Source organism: Micromonospora sp. NPDC049081, from assembly GCF_040648835.1.
Classification (GTDB): Bacteria; Actinomycetota; Actinomycetes; order Mycobacteriales; family Micromonosporaceae; genus Micromonospora; species Micromonospora antibiotica.
The window spans coordinates 36,165-53,200 of record NZ_JBEZEK010000020.1 but is presented as its reverse complement, the minus strand read 5'-3'; the positions used below and the strand labels follow the sequence as shown (position 1 = coordinate 53,200).

The following is a 17,036-nucleotide window of genomic DNA, read 5'->3' as shown; positions in this document are numbered from 1 at the left end:
CACCTCCGAGGTAGGTACAGAAAACTGTACCTGACCTGGTTTATTCCAGGAGTGAGCGGTACAGCTCCAGGGTCTGGACGGCGATGGCGTCCCAGGAGAAGTGCTCCACGGCCCGCCGCCGGCCGGCGAGACCGAACGCCTCGGTGCGCTTCGGGTCGGCCAGCACCTCGTTGATCGTCGCGCCGAGGTCGGCGACGAAGCGGTCCGGGTCCAGCGGGTTGCCGGAACCGTCGCCGGCCTGCTCGATCGGCACCAGCAACCCGGTCTCGCCGTCGGCGACCACCTCGGGGATGCCGCCGGTGGCGGTCGCCACCACCGCCGTCTCGCAGGCCATCGCCTCCAGGTTGACGATGCCCATCGGCTCGTAGACCGAGGGGCAGACGAAGACGGTGGCGTGGGTGAGCACCTGGATCACCTCGGGCTTGGGCAGCATCTCGGCCACCCAGACCACCCCGGACCGGTTGGCCCGCAGCTCGGTGACCAGCCCCTGCACCTCGGCGGCGATCTCCGGGGTGTCCGGGGCGCCGGCGAGCAGCACCAGCTGGGTGTCGGCGGGCAGCTCCCGGGCGGCGCGCAGCAGGTAGGGCAGGCCCTTCTGCCTGGTGATCCGCCCGACGTACACCACGCTGGGGCGGGCGGGGTCGACGCCGAGCCGGTCCAGCACGTCGGTGCCGTGGTCGGGGGCGTACTGGGCGGTGTCGATGCCGTTGTAGACCACCCGGACCCGGTCCGGGTTCACCGCCGGGTAGGCGGTCAGCACGTCCCGCCGCATCCCCGCACTCACCGCGACGATCGCGTCGGCGGACTCCATCGCCGTCCGCTCGCACCAGGAGGACAGCGCGTAACCGCCGCCGAGCTGCTCGGCCTTCCACGGGCGCAGCGGCTCCAGGCTGTGCGCGGTCACCACGTGCGGCACCCCGTACAGCAGCTTGGCGGTGTGCCCGGCCAGGTTGGCGTACCAGGTGTGGCTGTGCACCACGTCGGTGCCGGCGCACCCGGCGGCCATCGCCAGGTCGACGCCCATGGTGCGCAGCGCTGCGTTCGCGCCGCCCAGGCCGGCCGGCTCGGGGTACGCGGTGACGCCCGGCTCGACGCGCTCCGCGCCGAAGCAGTGCACCCGGACGTCGGCGAGCCGGCGCAGCTCCCGGGCCAGGTACTCGACGTGCACCCCGGCCCCGCCGTACACCTCCGGCGGGTACTCGCGGGTGAGCAGGTCCACGCGCAGCGGGGCGGAGTCGGTCATGCCCGGCACCCTAGTGCAGATTCCGGCCGCGCACCGGTCACGGAACTGTGCCCGTACGAGTGGTGAAGTCGCAGCGGTATGGATAGCGTCTGGTCATGGCTGCCAAGGTGCTCGCGATCGTCCTGGCCGGCGGAGAGGGCAAGCGCCTCATGCCGCTCACCGCGGACCGGGCCAAGCCGGCCGTCCCGTTCGGCGGGATGTACCGCATGGTCGATTTCGTCCTGTCCAATCTGGCGAACGCCGGCTTTCTCAAGATCGTCGTTTTGACCCAGTACAAGTCCCACTCCCTGGACCGGCACATCACCAAGACGTGGCGGATGTCGACGCTGCTCGGCAACTACGTCACACCGGTGCCGGCCCAGCAGCGCCGGGGCCCGTGGTGGTTCGCCGGTTCCGCCGACGCGATCTACCAGAGCTTCAACCTGATCAACGACGAGCAGCCGGACTACGTGATCGTCTTCGGCGCCGACCACATCTACCGGATGGACCCCCGGCAGATGGTCGACGACCACATCGCCTCCGGCGCGGCCGTCACCGTCGCCGGCATCCGCCAACCGCTGTCGATGGCCGACCAGTTCGGCGTGATCGAGGTCGGCGAGGACGGCAAGCGGATCCGGGCGTTCCGGGAGAAGCCCACCGACGCGGTCGGCCTGCCCGACGCTCCCGACCAGATCTACGCCTCGATGGGCAACTACGTCTTCTCCACCCGGGCGCTCTGCGAGGCCGTCGAACGGGACGCCGCCGACAAGACCAGCAAGCACGACATGGGCGGCAGCATCATCCCGATGCTGGTCGAGCGGGGCGAGGCGAACGTCTACGACTTCAAGGACAACGAGGTGCCCGGCAGCACCGACCGGGACCGGGGCTACTGGCGGGACGTGGGGACGCTCGACTCGTTCTACGACGCGCACATGGATCTGATCAACGTGCACCCGGTGTTCAACCTCTACAACTTCGACTGGCCCATCTACACCGACCAGCCGCCGTACCCGCCGGCGAAGTTCGTCCACCAGTGGGGCGAGCGGGTCGGCCGGGCCGTCGGCTCGATGATCTCGCCCGGCGCGGTGATCTCCGGCTCGCTGGTGGAGAACTCGGTCGTCTCGCCCAAGGTCAAGGTGCACTCCTGGGCGCAGGTCGACGGCGCGGTGCTGATGGAGGGCGTCGAGGTGGGCCGGCACGCGGTGATCCGCCGGGCCATCCTCGACAAGAACGTCTTCGTGCCCGAGGGCGCCGAGATCGGCGTCGACCTGGAGAAGGACCGGCAGCGCTACACGGTCTCCGACAACGGCGTCGTCGTCATCGGCAAGGGTCAGCGCGTCGAACCCTGAGCCGGGTGTGACCCGGCCGACGCCGGGGAAGACAGCGCACCGACCCGTACCCCAAGGAGGTTTCCGCAGTGGCCCACCCCCGTGCCGGACAGCCCGCCGAGCCCGCCGACCTGGTCGACGTGCCCCGGCTGGTGACCGCCTACTACGCCGAGCACCCGGACCCGGACGACCCGGCGCAGCAGGTCTCCTTCGGCACCTCCGGCCACCGGGGGTCCAGCCTGCGCAACGCCTTCAACGAGGATCACATCCTCGCGGTCACCCAGGCGCTCTGCGACTACCGCCGGGAACAGCACCTCACCGGCCCGCTCTTCCTCGCCCGGGACAGCCACGCGCTCTCCGCCCCCGCCGAGGTCAGCGCGTTGGAGGTGCTCGCCGCCAACGGGGTGACCGTGCTGCGGGACAGCCGCGACGGCTACACCCCCACCCCGGCGCTGTCGCACGCCGTGCTCACCCACAACCGGGGGCGCACCGACGGGCTCGCCGACGGCATCGTGATCACCCCGTCGCACAACCCGCCCGACGACGGCGGCTTCAAGTACAACCCGACCAACGGCGGGCCCGCCGACACCGACGTCACGAGGTGGATCCAGGACCGGGCGAACGCGATCCTGGCCGCCGGGCTCAAGGAGGTCAGACGCATCCCGTACGCGCGGGCGCGCGCCGCCGACACCACCGGCACGTACGACTTCCTCGCCGGCTACGTCGACGACCTGCCGTCGGTGCTCGACATCGACGCGATCCGCGACGCCGGGGTGCGGATCGGGGCGGACCCGCTCGGCGGGGCCAGCGTCGCCTACTGGGGTGAGATCGCCGAGCGGCACCGGCTCGACCTCACCGTGATCAACCCACTGGTCGACCCGACCTGGCGGTTCATGACCCTCGACGGCGACGGCAAGATCCGGATGGACTGCTCGTCGCCCAACGCGATGGCGTCGCTGATCGCCGCCCGGGACCGGTTCCAGGTCTCCACCGGCAACGACGCCGACGCCGACCGGCACGGGATCGTCACCCCCGACGGGGGCCTGATGAACCCCAACCACTACCTGGCGGTGGCGATCGGCCACCTGTTCCGTACCCGGTCGCAGTGGGGTCCGGCGGCGGCCGTCGGCAAGACCCTGGTCTCCTCCTCGATGATCGACCGGATCGCCGCCGACCTGGGTCGACCGCTGCTGGAGGTGCCGGTCGGCTTCAAGTGGTTCGTCCCCGGGCTGCTCGACGGCACGGTCGGCTTCGGCGGCGAGGAGAGCGCCGGGGCGTCGTTCCTGCGCCGCGACGGCAGCACCTGGACCACCGACAAGGACGGCATCCTGCTCTGCCTGCTCGCCGCCGAGATCATCGCCAGTACCGGCCGGACCCCGAGCGAGCACTACGCCGCACTGACCGAACGCTTCGGCGCACCCGCGTACGCCCGGATCGACGCCCCGGCCAGCCGGGAGCAGAAGGCGGTGCTGGGTCGGCTCTCCCCGGAGCAGGTCACCGCCACCGAGCTGGCCGGTGAGCCGATCATCGCCACCCTGACCAGTGCCCCGGGCAACGGGGCGGCCATCGGCGGGCTGAAGGTGACCACCGAGTCGGGTTGGTTCGCGGCCAGGCCGTCCGGCACCGAGGACGTCTACAAGATCTACGCCGAGTCGTTCCACGGGCCGGCGCACCTGGCCCAGCTCCAGCAGGAGGCGAAGGCCCTGGTCGACGCCGTGCTGGAGTAGTTTCGGCGGCTGCCCTGCGCCCCGTCCGGCTATCGGACGGGGCGCACGCCGTGCTGCCCCGGTGCCCGGAGTTTCCGCTCCGGAGCGTTTCGTGGACCTCGACTCGCTCGTTGCGCATGAGGCGACCGAAAACGGGTGAGGGGGCGGACGATGACCTGTTCCAGGGCGGTCTCCGACCCTGGTTCCGAAATCGATGTCGTCGAATCCCGGGCAGCGTCGTCGGGACGCCATCGGGAACTGGTCGGTCGGCTGCTGCGCTGCTATCCCGTGAGCTTCCTGGTGCTCGCCCCGTATGCGCTGTTGATCTTGCCGATGGCGTTGGTCAATGACAACCCGCGTACCGGTTTCATCGTGTTCCTGGTGGGCCTGGCGTTGCTGGGCAGTGTCTCCGTGGAGACGTTCTGTCTGCTCCTCGGGCGACCCGATCCGCAGTGGCGGCGCGGCATGCGCCAGGCGACCGCCCGGTACCCGGGGATCTATCCGGTGGCCCGCCTGGTCGTGCTGATCAGCATCGCGGCCGCACTGCTGGGGGCGCACCTCGGGGAGGGGAGCCTCGTCGCGCAGATCTCCGGGGAGACGTCCGACACGCCGATGGTGGCGCTGACCAAGTTGTTCTCCGGTTGGGCGGCGCTCGGGTTCGCGCTGCTGGTCGCCAGCCACCTGGGCGGCCACCTGTCCAAGGCGAAGCTGTACGGCTGGTTGGGCGCGCTCGTCGTCACCAAGGCCTTCGTCACCGTGCTGACCGCCCTCACGGCGCCCCTGATCGCCTTCGTCTTCTTCGCGGTCACCGCCGGGGTGGTCTGCGGCGTGTTCCGGTTGCGGTACCTGGTGTTCGGCACACTGGTGCTGGTCCTGTTGTGGCCGGCCATGTTCGACTACCGCAACGGGATACGGGAGGACCAGGGCGTCGCGGTGGACGACGCGGTGACCGCGACGGACCGGATGCGCCTGGACCGGCAGCTGACGGTCGTCGCCCCCACGGAGGTCCCCGTCGACCTCGGTCAGCCCGAGGGCGTCGACTACCTCAGGTACGGGCTGGTACCGCGGCTCCTGGACCCCGGCCGGCCGGCTCTGACGACCGGGCAACGGATCAACCAGTACCTCGGCGGTAGCCGGACGTCGGCCTCCAACTTCCTGCTGCTGGGCAACATGTGGTTCTTCGACGGTCCCGTCGGGGTGGTGGCCGTGCACGCCTTCTGGGCCGGGTTCGTGGCGCTGTTGCTGCGCTGGCGGGGCCGGCCCGGCCCGGCCCGGTTGAGTCTGGTCTGTCTGGTGTTCTCCGACGCGTTGCTGTGGTCCGGCACCTACCCCGACTCGATGATCGGGTTCCTGCAACACGCGGTGTCGGCGATGGCGGTCTTCTTTCTGCTGTGGTTGGCCCGCAGATTCCCGGGCCGGGCGCCCGCATGACCCGAGCGGGGCGGGGATCCGGGTGAAACGTCAGCGGGAGTTGGTCGGCGGGCTGCTGCGGTGCTATCCCGTCAGCTTCCTGGTGCTCGCCCCGTACGCGGTGTTCATCGTTCCGATGGCGGTGCTCCACCACAACCCGCGTACCGGCTTCCTCGTGTTCCTGGTGGGCCTGGCGTTGCTGGGCAGCGCCAGTGTGGAGACGGCCAGCCTGTCCTTCGGGCGTCCCGATCCGCAGTGGCGGCAGGGCATGCGGCAGGCGACCGCCCGGTTCCCCCAGATCTATCCGGTGGCCCGGCTGGTGACCCTGACCGGCATCGCGGCGAACATCGTCGGTGCCCACCTCGGTCGGGGGACCGTCGTCGCCCAGGTGTCCGGCGAACTGGCCGACACACCTCTGGGCATGGTGTGCGGGCTCTTCTCCGGGTGGGGCACGCTGGGCTTCGCACTGCTGGTCGGCAGCCAACTCAGCGGTCGGCTCTCGCGGCCGAAGCTGTACTGCTGGCTGACCGCTCTCGTCGGCGTGGAGGCGTATGTCGCAGCGCTGACCGCCCGTTCCGCGCCACTGGTCGCACTGGTGTTCTTCGTGGCTGCCGCCGGAGCCGTCTGCGGCGTCTTCCGGCTGCGTCATCTCCTGCTCTGGACGGTGGTGCTCCTCCTCGCCTGGCCCACCATGTTCGCGCAGCGCAACGCCATCCGGGAGGAGTCCGGGGTCATGGTGGACACTCAGGTCACCGCCGCCGACCGGCTCCGTCTGGACAGTCAACTCACGGCGGTGGCGGGCTTCGAGGTCCCGGTCGAGATCGGCCAGCCCGGTGTCGTGGACTACTTCCGGTACGGTCTGGTGCCCCGGGTGATCGATCCGGACCGGCCGGCGCTGTCCACCGGGCAACGGATCAACCAGTTCCTCGGCGGCGGGCCGACGTCGGCCTTCAACTTCCTGTTGCTGGGCAACATCTGGTTGTTCGACGGCCCCGTCGGAGTGGTGGCCGTGCACGCCTTCTGGGCCGGGTTCGTGGCGCTGCTGCTGCGCTGGCGGGGTCGACCGGGGCCGGCCCGCTTGACGTTGTGCTGCCTGGTCTTCTCCGATGTGCTGCTCTGGTCCGGGACCTACCCCGACTCCACCATCGGCTTCCTGCAACACCTGATGTCGGCGGTACCGGTCTTTCTCCTGCTGTGGCTGACCCGTCGCTCCCCCGTCGGGCGGGACGACCGGGTGCCGCTGTTGCGGGGTGCCGCCCGGTGACCGTCCGGGTCCGTGCTCGCGCGGCCCGGCACCGGGCCGTTCCGGGCCCGCCCCGGACCGGTCGCCGTGCCCTGCTCGCCCTGGTCGTCGGGGGTCTGTCCAGCGGCGGCAACCTGCTGGTGGCGATCACCGTCACCCGGCTGGAGCCGATCGGTGGGGTGGGTCAGTTCGCGCTGGCCTTCTCGTTCTACATCCTCGGCTCCGGGCTGGTACGCAGCATGGTGACCGACTCGACCCTGGCGGCCGGTACGGGGGCCGCGTCCGCCGCCCGGCGGGCCATCCTGCTCGGCACGGTCAGCGGCGTGGCGCTCGGCGCGGCGGGGATCGCGTTTGGCTCGTCCTATCTGGTGTTCGTGGGCCTCGCCCTGCCCGGTCTGGTGCTCTACGACTACACCAAGGCGATCGCCGTCGGCGTCGGGACACCGTCCGGGGCCCTGGCCCAGGAGACCGCCTGGGCGGCGGTCACCGGCTGCGCCGCGCTTGCCGGCCTGTTCCGGCTGCTCGACGCGCCGTACGTGTTCGCCCTCTGGGCGTTCGGTGGCGGGCTCATCGGCGTGGTCGTCGCGCTCCGCCGCCGGTACGCGTTGCGACCCGGCTGGCGCATCGGTCGGGCGGAGAGCCGCGTCGCGTTGGGGTTCGGCACGCAGTTCCTGCTGACCACCGGATCGGCGCAGTTGGCGCTGACCGCCCTGGCCGCCTTCGCGGGCACCGCGGTGGTCGGCGCGTTGAGCGCCGGCAGGACGCTGCTGGGGCCGGTGAACCTGGTCCTGTCCACCGCCGCCACGCTGATCCTGCCGCACCTGGCCCGCAGCCGTGCCGAGTCCCGCGCGGTGCGGACCCGGGTGGCCGTACGACTCGCGATGCTGGTGTCCGCCGGCGTCCTGCCGATGACGACGGCGGTCGCCCTGCTGCCCGACGCGGTCGGGACGACGCTGCTCGGCGCCAACTGGGACCTGGCCCGCAGCCTGTTGGTGTTGCTCGCGCTGGAGAGCCTGTTCGCGGCGCCGGCTGCCGTCGGCTTCGCCGGGCTGCGGGTGGAGCAGGCGAGCCGGCTGGCGATCCTGCTCGGCGTCCTGCTCGGCGGAATCCGGGTGCCCGTGGTCGTTGCCGCAGCGGTCCTGTCCGGTCCGACCGGTGCGGCCGGCGCACTCGCGGTGCTGGCCCTGGCCAGCGCGGTCGCCTGGGGCGGCAGCTATCTCCTGCTGCTGCGCAGGCGCGAGGCGGACCGCGCGCGGGGTGTCCGGCGAGACCCCACCGACGAACTGGCCGACGTTGTCCGCCCGACGTGAGCTGCCCCCGCCCCGCGGCACCGGGCGGGGGCGGCACCCGCGTCAGGCGACGGTCGACAGGGCGGCGCGGACGCGCTCCACCACCGTCTTGACCCCCGCGTCGGTCAGCTCCGGATAGGTCGGCAGGTTGATGCCGCGCCGGCTCAGGTCCACGGTCACCGGGCAGTACGCCTGCGGATCGTGGTGCGCGGGCAGTTCGGGGATCGGCACGAAGAAGGGCCGGGTCTCCACGCCGAGCCGGTCGAGTGCCAGGGCCACCGTGTCCCGGGAGGTGGCGTCCCCCGCCGGCCCGACCAGGAAGGCCGCCATCCACGGTGCGCGCCGGACACCGGCGACCACGGGCTGCGCCGCCAGCGCCGGCTCGTCGGCCAGCTGCGTCTCGTAGCCGGCGATCACCGCGTCGCGCCGGGCGAGAATCTCGTCGGCCCGGTCGAGCTGGGCGCAGAGCAGCGCGGCGGCCAGGTTGGTCATCCGGTAGTTGTAGCCCAGCACCGGGAAGTAGTACCGCCGCTGCGGATCCATGCCCTGGTTGCGCAGCAGGCGCATCCGGTCGGCCAGCGCCTCGTCGGAGGTGGTGACACAGCCGCCCTCACCCGCGGTGATCACCTTGTTGCCGAAGAAGGAGAAGGTGGTGGCGTCCGCCAGGGAACCGGTCGGGTGCCCGTCGACCGTGGCCCCGAAGGACTCTGCGGCGTCGGCCACCAGGAGCAGTCCGTGCCGCTGGCACAGCGCGCGCAGGGCGGGATAGTCGGCGGGGTGGCCGTACAGGTCGACGGCGATGACCGCCCGGGTGCGTGGCCCGATCGCGGCCCGGACGGCGGCGGGGTCGACGCACCAGCTCTGCGGCAGCACGTCCACACAGACGGCGCGCGCCCCGCAGTACGCGACGGCGTTCGCGGTCGCCACGTAGGTGAGCGCGGGAACGATGACCTCGTCGCCCGGACCGATACCGGCGGCGGCGAGGACCAGGTGCAGGGCGACCGTGCCGTTGGCGGTGGCCACCGCCGTGCCGGCGGCACACCGTCGGGCGAACCGGTCCTCGAAGGCGTTGAGGTAGGGGCCCTGGGAGGAGACCCAGCCGCTCCTCAGGGCGTCGACCACGTACCGCTCCTCCAGGTCGGACAGGCTCGGTCGGGCTACCGGATAGCGGTCGTCCGTCATGCTCACGACGCTTCCTCCCCGCTGAGTTCGGCGGCGAACGCGGATCTCGGTATCGGTCCCGGTCGTCCCTGCGCCACCCAGCGCAGCACGTCGAGGTAGTCGGCACCGGTCGCCGCCCAGGTGCGGGCGGCCAACCGGCCGTTGGCGTGCCGGGCGGCGGCGGCGTAGTGCGCCCGGTCGGCCAGCAGCCGCTGGACCGCCTCGGCGAGGGACGCCGGGTCGGTGGCCCGGAAGACCGTCGCCTCGGCACCGGTGAACTCCAGTTGGGCCAGCAGCGGCTCGGCGTCCGCGCAGGCGACGGGCAGCCCCCAGCTGAACGCCTCCAGCATGGCACCGCTGGCCGCCTCCCAGAGCGACGGGATCACCACCGCGTCGGCGCGGGCGTAGAGGGCGTTCAGCTCGTCGAGGGTGACGAACCCGGGGAAGGACACCCGGCCCCGCAGGTCGGGCTGCGCGGCGCGGGCGAGCAGGCGGCTGGCGTCGGGCTCGACCAGCGGGCCGGGGCAGACCAGCCGGCACTGCGGCAGCAACGCCATCGCCTCCAGCAGGGTCGCGTGGTTCTTGTGGGTCGCGGTGGAGGACGGGTAGACCAGCAGGCCCGGTTCGGGCCGGGCGGCAGCCCGTTCGGGTGCGGGCTGGAACGTGGGGGTCGGGATGAGCGCGGTCCGCTCGGCAGCCTCGGGAAACAACCGCAGGGTCTCCCGGTACGGGTGCGGCCAGGTGACCACGAGGGCGGACGCACGGGCCACGTTCTCCCGGACCACCGCGGCGAAGCCGGGGGAGTGGAAGGCGGCCCGCAGGTGCCGCAGGTCGTGCACGACGACGACCGAGGGGCCGGGCCCGATCGGGGCGCTGTGGAACGGGTACAACGTCACGTCCGATCCCCGCTGCCGAGGGACCGAGCGCTGCCGGACCGCGTTGACCGCCCTGCGGACGGCGAGCGAGTCGCGGACCCGGGTCGGCGTCCAGCGGCGCAACAGCTGCCCGGGAGGAGTGTCCGAGCGCAGCGGCTGGGCGATCTCGGTCCAACCGAGCTGATCGGCGGGCACCTGGTCACGCCACTGGTCGAGGGTGCCCCGCAGGATGTTCACCCGCAGGTCGTGGGAGGTGTCGGCGGCCATGCCGGTCAGCAGGCCGTAGGTGAAGGCCTCGACCCCGGCGGCGTGTCCGGGGCGGATCGGGGTGGCGTCGACGGCGATCCTCATCGGTCCACCCGCACGAGACGTCCCATCCGCTCGTCTTCCAGGAGTTGTCGGTCGGCGTCCACCATCACCCGTACCAGGTCGCCGAACAGGGTCTTCGGCGCCCAGCCCAGGTGCCGCCGGGCCTTGCTGTAGTCGCCGATGAGCGCGTCGACCTCGGCGGGCCGGAAGTAGGCGGGGTCGATCTCCACGTACCGCTGCCAGTCAAGACCGACCCGGTCGAAGGCGGCCTGGACGAACTCGCGTACGGAGTGCCCCTCGCCGGTGGCCACCACATAGTCCTGTGGGGTGTCCTGCTGAAGGGCCAGCCACATCGCCTCGACGTACTCCGGGGCGTAGCCCCAGTCCCGGACCGCGTCGAGGTTGCCCAGGTAGAGCTTGTCCTGGATGCCGGCCTCGATCCGGGCCACCGCGCGGGTGATCTTGCGGGTGACGAAGTTCTCGCCGCGCCGGGGGCTCTCGTGGTTGAACAGGATGCCGTTGACGCAGAACATGTCCCACGACTCGCGGTAGTTGACCGTCGACCAGTAGGCGTAGACCTTGGCGCACGCGTACGGGCTGCGCGGGTGGAACGGGGTCTCCTCCCGTTGCGGAGGCGGGGCGGAGCCGAACATCTCCGAGGACGACGCCTGGTAGAAGCGGCAGTCGATGTCGGCCGCCCGCGCCGCCTCCAGCATCCGCAGGGCACCGAGCCCGGTGATGTCGGCGGTGTAGCCGGGAACGTCGAAGGAGACGCGGACGTGGCTCTGCGCGCCGAGGTTGTAGATCTCGTCCGGCCGGATGTCGCGGATCAGCGCGGTCAGTGAGGCCGGGTCGGAAAGGTCGCTGTAGTGGAGGAACAGACGCGCCTCGCCGTTGCGGGGATGGACGTCGACGCGGTCGATCCGTTCGGTGTTGAACGAGGACGACCTTCGCTTTATCCCGTGCACCGTGTATCCCCGGTCGAGGAGGAACTCGGACAGATAGCTACCGTCCTGACCGGTGGTGCCGGATATGAGTGCCACTCGCGACATGGGGGTCCTCTCGTGCCGGTTGGGATTTGTTGCGCGACTCCCTTATACCGTTTGCCGGACCGGTGATCATGATTTTTCGGGTGGCGTTCGACGAATTTGCGCCAAGCGCGGTACGCAGTCACCGAAGTGACACTCGCTCGTTGTTCCACCCAGTTCCCAGATTTCAGCGAGGAGCGAGGATGGCCGGTGACACCAGCCCCGCAACGAACGTTGACGAACGGTTGGCGGGTGCCGGGGGGACCACATTCCGGGTCCTCGTCACGGCGGGCTACTTCAGCCCCGGGTGGCGTGCCGGAGGGCCGGTCCGTTCCATTTCGCACGTGCTCGACACGGCCAGCGGCGCGGTTTCCGCCACCCTGCTCACCCGGGATCGCGACCTCGGTTCCCGGGCGGCCTATCCCGGGCTCTCCGGCACCTGGGTGCGACGCGGCCGGACGAAGGTCTTCTATCTCGGCGTACGGCACCCGGCGCACTGGCTGACGCTCTGGCGTTCGTTGCGGTCGGCACGTTTCGATCTGCTCTACGTCAACAGCGTCTGGTCGGTCTTCTCCATTCTTCCGATCGCCGCCACCCGGCTCGGCCTGCTGCGGGCGGATCGCATTCTGGTGGCCCCGAGGGGTGAATTCGGCTCGGCCGCCCTCGCCCTGCACCGGGCCCGCAAACGGATGTTCCTGGCCGGTTGGCGGTGGATGCTGCGGGGGCCCCGGGTGCTGTGGCACGCCACCGGGCCGCAGGAGGTCGCCGACATCCGGGGGGTGCTGCCCCGGGCCCGGATCGGCGTCGTCGCGATCGGCGTCGGCCCCGAACCGCGCCCCGCACCGGCCGACCCGCCGCCGGCCGACCCGCCCCGGCTGGTCTTCATCGGTCGGATCTCACCGATGAAGAACCTCGACCTGGTGCTCGCCGCGCTCGCCCACGTCCGGGCCCGGGTGCGGCTCGACATCTACGGCCCGGTGGAGGACGCCCGGTACTGGCAGCGCTGCGAGCAGTTGTGGTCCGCCCTGCCGGACCCGTCCGTCGTCAGCTACCGGGGAGAGTTGCGCCCCGACCAGGTCGGCGAGACCTTCGCCCGGTACGACGCCTCCGTCCAGCCGACCCGGGGGGAGAACTTCGGCAACGCGATCGCGGAGAGCCTGGCGGCGTGCTGCCCGGTGATCTGTTCGGACCGGACACCGTGGACGGCCGTGCTGCGTGACGGCGGCGGGCAGGTGCTCACCGAGCTGACCCCGGTGGCGTTGGGCGCGCTGGTCACCCGGCTCGCCGCCACCTCGCCCGGGCAGCGGCAGGCGGCCCGGGCGGCGGCGGGGGAGGCCTACCGCCGCTGGTGGCTCAACCGGCCCCGGATCAGCGTCCTCGACCAGGCATGGCAGGCGGTCAGCGCCCCGGCGTGCCGGGTCCCCCCACAGGGACGGCCGTCGTGACACCGGCCGACCCGCGTACCGCCGACCCGGACCCCGCACCGCACCGCCGGGCGGACCGCGCCCACCGGTGCCGGGCGGTCCCCGCCCCACCGCGACCGACCATGAGGAGACGTCCATGACCCGGGTGATGACCGTCGTCGGGACCAGACCGGAGATCATCCGGCTGGCCCGCGTGATCGACACGCTGGATCGGACCGTGGAGCACACGGTGGTGCACACGGGCCAGAACTGGGACCCCGCGCTGTCGGACATCTTCTTCACCGAGCTGGGCGTCCGGTCCCCGGACCGCTTCCTGCGGGCCGACACCCGGTCGCTGGGTAGCCTGCTCGGGGCCGTGCTGGTCGGCACCGAACAGGCGATCGGTGAGCTGCGCCCGGACGCGCTGCTGGTGCTCGGCGACACCAACAGCGCCATCGCCGCGTTGATGGCCCGGCGGATGAAGGTCCCCGTCTACCACATGGAGGCCGGCAACCGCTGCTTCGACCTCAACGTGCCGGAGGAGACCAACCGCCGGCTGGTCGACCACGTCGCCGACTTCAACCTCGTCTATTCCGAACACGCCCGGCGCAACCTGCTCGCCGAGGGCCTGCACCCCCGCCGGATCCTGCATACCGGCTCACCCATGCGGGAGGTGCTCGACCACTACCGGCCGCAGATCGACCGGTCCACCATCCTGGCGCAGCTCGCCCTCGAACCGGGCGGCTACTTCGTCGTCAGCGCCCACCGCGAGGAGAACGTCGACCACCCGGACCGGCTCCGGCGGCTGCTGGACTGCCTCTGCGCCGTACGCGACGAGTGGCGGCTGCCGTTGCTGGTCTCCACCCACCCGCGTACCCGCAAGCGCCTGGAGTCCCTCGCCGTCGACGGCACGCTGCTGGACGGCATCACCTTCCACGAGCCGTTCGGGTTCTTCGACTACGTGACCCTGCAACGGCACGCCCGGTGCACGCTGTCCGACAGCGGCACCGTCAGCGAGGAGGCGGCGATCCTCGGGTTCCCGGCGGTGACCCTGCGGGAGTCCATCGAGCGCCCCGAGGCACTGGACTGCGGGGCGATCGTGATGACCGGGCTGGACCCGGCCGGGGTGGTGGAGGCGGTACGGGTCGTGGTGGCCCAGGTGGCCGCCGGTCCGGTCGCCTGCCCGCTCGACTACCAGGTGCCGGACACGTCACGCCGGGTGGTCGACTTCATCCTGTCGACCGTGCGCCGGCACCACGCCTGGGCGGGCATCCGCCGCTGACCGGTCCACCGGCCGGGCGGGCACCCCGGTGACCACCGCGCCGGCCGGGACGTCCCGGGTCACACACGCGCCCGCACCCACCACGGCGTCCCGACCGACCCGTAGCCCCGGCAGGACGGCGGCGGTGGTGCCCACCATGACCCCGTCGTCGAGCCGGCAGTAGCCGGAGACCGCGGCGAGCGGATTGACCGAGACGTGGTCGCCGAGCACGCTGTCGTGCCCCACCGTGCAGTTCTGGTTGAGGTGCACCTGACGGCCCAGCACCACGTTCGTCGTGACCCGGGCGCCACCGGCCGCGAACAGCCCTTCCTGGAAGACGCAGTCCGGGCCGATCTCGGCGGCCGGGTGCACCACCGTGGCGGCGGGCAACCCGTAGCGGGCCAGGGCCCGGTCGGTCTCGCGGCGCAGCCGGGGGTGCCCGACGCCCAGCGCCACCTGCAGGCCCGCCGGTGCTCCGGCGAGCCACCGGGTGGGGCCGAGGAAGGGCACCCCGAGCCGCCGCACCCGCTCCACGTTCGGCGCGGTCGGATAGTCGTCGACGAAGCCGAGGACCCGCCACCGGGCGTCGTCGACCGGGTAGGCGTTCAACAGCCGAATTACCCCGAATATCTCCCGGCCCATCCCGCCCACACCTACGATCACTAGGTCGGTGGTCAACCGTTGCCCCCTCGGCCACGCAGAGCACCGGTCGCGCTCCGCCATCCGCCCCCGGGCGGCACCGCCGGGGTCCGCCCGGCGCGGGCACCGGCAAGGGTCGAGTTCCCGGCCCGCGGACGCGTCCCCCTCCACGACTGCGGCATCCGGTACGGGCTGCGCCCCCCGGTAGCCCCGGTCGTTGCCTGTGCAAGCCAGACACCCCTGCGGGATGCCGATCTGCGGACGGCACGGTGAAGGTGGGCCGATGGTGGACAAGTTGACAAGGCTGCCCTCCCTGGACGACGCCGCCGTCGTGCGCCGGACCGGTGACACGGTGGGCAGCTACCGGGTGGTCGCGACCGCAGGGGTGTTCGAGCCGGGCTTCCGGGGTGGCGGCCCGATCCGCTCGCTGCGGTTCATCCTGGACACCCTGCCGGGGCATCTCGACGTCACCCTGGTCACCCGGGACCGGGATCTCGGCTCGTCTGCACCGTACCCCGGTCTGTCCGGGCGGCTGCTGCGGCGCGACGAGCGGTCCGCCGTTTTCTACCTGGACCCGTGGGCGCCGCGACACTGGGCCCGGCTGATCCGCCACGTCCGCGCCCGCCCGGTCGACCTGCTCTATGTCAACAGCATCTGGTCGCTGTTCTCGGTGGTGGCGATCCTGGCGGCGGCGCTGCGCCTGGTGCGCGTGGGGGCCGTCCTGGTCGCCCCGCGCGGTGAGCTGTCGCCCGGCGCCCTCGCGATCCGGTCCGCCAAGAAGCGGCTCTTCCTGGCGGTGTGGGCGCCGCTGCTGCGCCGGCTGGGGGTGCGCTGGCAGGCGTGCAGCTGGCTGGAGGAACAACAGATCCGGGCGACCATGCCGTGGGCGCAGGTGATGGTGAACGGCAACGAGAGCCCGATCCCGGCGCACCCGGCCCCGCCGGCCCGACCGCACGACGGGCCGCTGCGGTTGGTCTTCGTCGGCCGGATCTCGCCGATGAAGAACCTCGCCACCGCCCTGGAGGCGGTGGCCGGCACCACCCGGCCGGTCGAGTTCGACATCTTCGGTCCAGCGGAGGACCCCCACTACTGGGCGCGCTGCCAGCGGGTCATCGCGGCCATGCCGGGCCACGCCCGGGTGCGCTACCTCGGCGAACTCCCGGCGGCGGACGTCATGCCGACGTTCGGCCGGTACGACGCCTTCCTCTTCCCCACCCTCGGTGAGAACTTCGGCCATGTGATCCTGGAGAGCCTGGCGTCGGGCTGCCCGGTCATCTGCTCGGACAACACGCCGTTCAGCGAGCTGATCGCCGACACCGGCGGGACGGTGGTGCGGCCGGCGACGGCGGACGGCCTCAGCCGGGTGCTCGACCTGCTCGCCGACCGGTCACCCGAGGAACGGGCCGAGGCGAAGGCGACGGCCGGCCAGCGGTACCGGCGTTGGCGGCAGCACCGCCGGGAACCGAACGTGCTGGAGCACGCCCGCCAGTTCTGCCGCTGAGCCCGTCCGAGCCGCGCCCGGCGTCACCAGGGCCGGGCCCGGCTCGTTCACCCCAGTGACCGGGACCACCTGCCCCGGTCCGGTGCTCTCCCAGCCGTACCCTGCGATCGAGGACAGTCAGTGCCCAGTCGTGTTCGTACGATGGTCCGGCGGGTGCGGGACCATCTGGCCGCGTCCCGCGACCCCGAGGCGTTCGTCCGGTCCCTGGGGGTCAACCTGACCGGCCGGGTCAGGTTCTACGGGGTCAACCGGGCGATGTTCGGCTCGGAGCCCTGGCTGATCACCATCGGGGACAACGTCTACGTCACCTCCGAGGTGCAGTTCGTCACCCACGACGGTGGCACCCTGATCCTGCGCAAGGACTATCCCGACCTCGACTGGACCGCGCCGATCAGGATCGGCGACGACGTCTACATCGGCATGCGGGCGATGATCCTGGCCGGGGTCACCATCGGCAACCGGTGCGTCATCGGGGCGGGTTCGATCGTCACCCGGGACATCCCGGACAACACCGTGGCGGCGGGGGTGCCGGCGCGGCCGGTGCGCACCACCGACGAGTACCTCGAACGGCTGCGGGCCAAGTCGCTGGGCATCGGACACCTGCCCGTCCCGGCCAAACACGAGGCGATGAAGCGGATCTACGGCGTCCCCACCGGTTGAC

The 17,036-nt window shown here is 71.8% G+C and carries 14 protein-coding genes; 9 read left to right on the top strand and 5 right to left on the bottom strand.

What is annotated here, in order from left to right; all coding sequences use genetic code 11:
• Nucleotides 1–40 precede the first annotated feature (40 nt).
• Entirely contained in the window at nt 41–1,243 is a 1,203-nt protein-coding gene (glgA, locus tag AB0B63_RS24440; RefSeq protein ID WP_357022580.1) for a glycogen synthase, read from the bottom strand.
• Nucleotides 1,244–1,338: 95 nt separating this feature from the next.
• Here glgA and glgC point away from each other — a divergent pair, with 95 nt between their 5' ends.
• The 5 genes from glgC to AB0B63_RS24415 all read left to right on the top strand — a co-directional run bounded on the left by glgC (nt 1,339) and on the right by AB0B63_RS24415 (nt 8,219).
• Entirely contained in the window at nt 1,339–2,571 is a 1,233-nt protein-coding gene (gene glgC, locus AB0B63_RS24435; RefSeq protein WP_208569019.1) for a glucose-1-phosphate adenylyltransferase, read from the top strand.
• 68 nt (nt 2,572–2,639) lie between these two features.
• Nucleotides 2,640–4,277, top strand: a complete 1,638-nt coding sequence (pgm, locus tag AB0B63_RS24430) for a phosphoglucomutase (alpha-D-glucose-1,6-bisphosphate-dependent) (protein WP_357022576.1) — start codon at nt 2,640–2,642, stop codon at nt 4,275–4,277.
• Between the two features lie 150 nt (nt 4,278–4,427).
• Entirely contained in the window at nt 4,428–5,687 is a 1,260-nt protein-coding gene (locus AB0B63_RS24425) for a hypothetical protein (protein WP_208569017.1), read from the top strand.
• Between the two features lie 22 nt (nt 5,688–5,709).
• The gene (locus AB0B63_RS24420; protein ID WP_357022573.1) at nt 5,710–6,930 is read left to right on the top strand and encodes a hypothetical protein; all 1,221 of its coding nucleotides are present in this window, start codon (nt 5,710–5,712) and stop codon (nt 6,928–6,930) included.
• Nucleotides 6,927–8,219, top strand: coding sequence for a hypothetical protein (locus AB0B63_RS24415; RefSeq protein ID WP_357022571.1), 1,293 nt, complete (start codon nt 6,927–6,929; stop codon nt 8,217–8,219). The genes AB0B63_RS24420 and AB0B63_RS24415 overlap by 4 nt, the downstream gene beginning before the upstream one ends.
• Nucleotides 8,220–8,261: 42 nt before the next feature.
• Here the strand turns inward: AB0B63_RS24415 and AB0B63_RS24410 are convergent, their stop codons facing one another.
• From AB0B63_RS24410 to gmd, 3 genes are read right to left on the bottom strand one after another with little or no spacing between them, the layout of a single operon-like run.
• Nucleotides 8,262–9,380: a DegT/DnrJ/EryC1/StrS aminotransferase family protein gene (locus tag AB0B63_RS24410; protein WP_357022713.1), complete on the bottom strand. Its 1,119-nt coding sequence runs from the start codon at nt 9,378–9,380 to the stop codon at nt 8,262–8,264.
• Nucleotides 9,381–9,382: 2 nt separating this feature from the next.
• A complete protein-coding gene (locus AB0B63_RS24405) occupies nt 9,383–10,585 on the bottom strand; it encodes a glycosyltransferase (protein ID WP_357022568.1) in 1,203 nt (400 codons plus the stop codon).
• Entirely contained in the window at nt 10,582–11,595 is a 1,014-nt protein-coding gene (gmd, locus tag AB0B63_RS24400; protein WP_208569012.1) for a GDP-mannose 4,6-dehydratase, read from the bottom strand. Before gmd ends, AB0B63_RS24405 begins: the two co-directional genes overlap by 4 nt.
• Nucleotides 11,596–11,915: 320 nt before the next feature.
• On the opposite strand from gmd, the gene AB0B63_RS24395 reads away from it, so the two are divergent.
• Together AB0B63_RS24395 and wecB are read left to right on the top strand one after the other, a co-directional pair.
• Nucleotides 11,916–13,016: a glycosyltransferase gene (locus AB0B63_RS24395; RefSeq protein ID WP_357022565.1), complete on the top strand. Its 1,101-nt coding sequence runs from the start codon at nt 11,916–11,918 to the stop codon at nt 13,014–13,016.
• Between the two features lie 115 nt (nt 13,017–13,131).
• Complete coding sequence (gene wecB / locus AB0B63_RS24390; protein WP_208569010.1) at nt 13,132–14,256, top strand: UDP-N-acetylglucosamine 2-epimerase (non-hydrolyzing); 1,125 nt, start codon at nt 13,132–13,134, stop codon at nt 14,254–14,256.
• Here the strand turns inward: wecB and AB0B63_RS24385 are convergent.
• The gene (locus AB0B63_RS24385; RefSeq protein WP_357022562.1) at nt 14,185–14,913 is read right to left on the bottom strand and encodes a NeuD/PglB/VioB family sugar acetyltransferase; all 729 of its coding nucleotides are present in this window, start codon (nt 14,911–14,913) and stop codon (nt 14,185–14,187) included. The two genes, wecB and AB0B63_RS24385, sit on opposite strands and share 72 nt — an antisense overlap.
• A 244-nt stretch (nt 14,914–15,157) precedes the next feature.
• Between AB0B63_RS24385 and AB0B63_RS24380 the strand changes: the two genes are divergently transcribed.
• Nucleotides 15,158–16,375 (top strand): glycosyltransferase family 4 protein, encoded by a 1,218-nt coding sequence (locus tag AB0B63_RS24380; protein ID WP_357022559.1) that lies wholly within the window; start codon nt 15,158–15,160, stop codon nt 16,373–16,375.
• Between the two features lie 153 nt (nt 16,376–16,528).
• Nucleotides 16,529–17,035 carry an acyltransferase gene (locus AB0B63_RS24375; RefSeq protein WP_307799550.1) on the top strand — a complete coding sequence of 169 codons (507 nt, stop codon included), beginning with the start codon at nt 16,529–16,531 and terminating at the stop codon, nt 17,033–17,035.
• Nucleotide 17,036: the final 1 nt, after the last annotated feature.

What these genes read in the sequence shown, in the direction of transcription:
- AB0B63_RS24405 (WP_357022568.1), bottom strand. Translation starts at nt 10,585, where the DNA reads ATGAGGATCGCCGTCGACGCCACCCCGATCCGCCCCGGACACGCCGCC.
- AB0B63_RS24410 (WP_357022713.1), bottom strand. Translation starts at nt 9,380, where the DNA reads ATGACGGACGACCGCTATCCGGTAGCCCGACCGAGCCTGTCCGACCTG.
- glgA (WP_357022580.1), bottom strand. Translation starts at nt 1,243, where the DNA reads ATGACCGACTCCGCCCCGCTGCGCGTGGACCTGCTCACCCGCGAGTAC.
- wecB (WP_208569010.1), top strand. Translation starts at nt 13,132, where the DNA reads ATGACCCGGGTGATGACCGTCGTCGGGACCAGACCGGAGATCATCCGG.
- glgC (WP_208569019.1), top strand. Translation starts at nt 1,339, where the DNA reads ATGGCTGCCAAGGTGCTCGCGATCGTCCTGGCCGGCGGAGAGGGCAAG.
- gmd (WP_208569012.1), bottom strand. Translation starts at nt 11,595, where the DNA reads ATGTCGCGAGTGGCACTCATATCCGGCACCACCGGTCAGGACGGTAGC.
- AB0B63_RS24380 (WP_357022559.1), top strand. Translation starts at nt 15,158, where the DNA reads ATGGTGGACAAGTTGACAAGGCTGCCCTCCCTGGACGACGCCGCCGTC.
- AB0B63_RS24425 (WP_208569017.1), top strand. Translation starts at nt 4,428, where the DNA reads ATGACCTGTTCCAGGGCGGTCTCCGACCCTGGTTCCGAAATCGATGTC.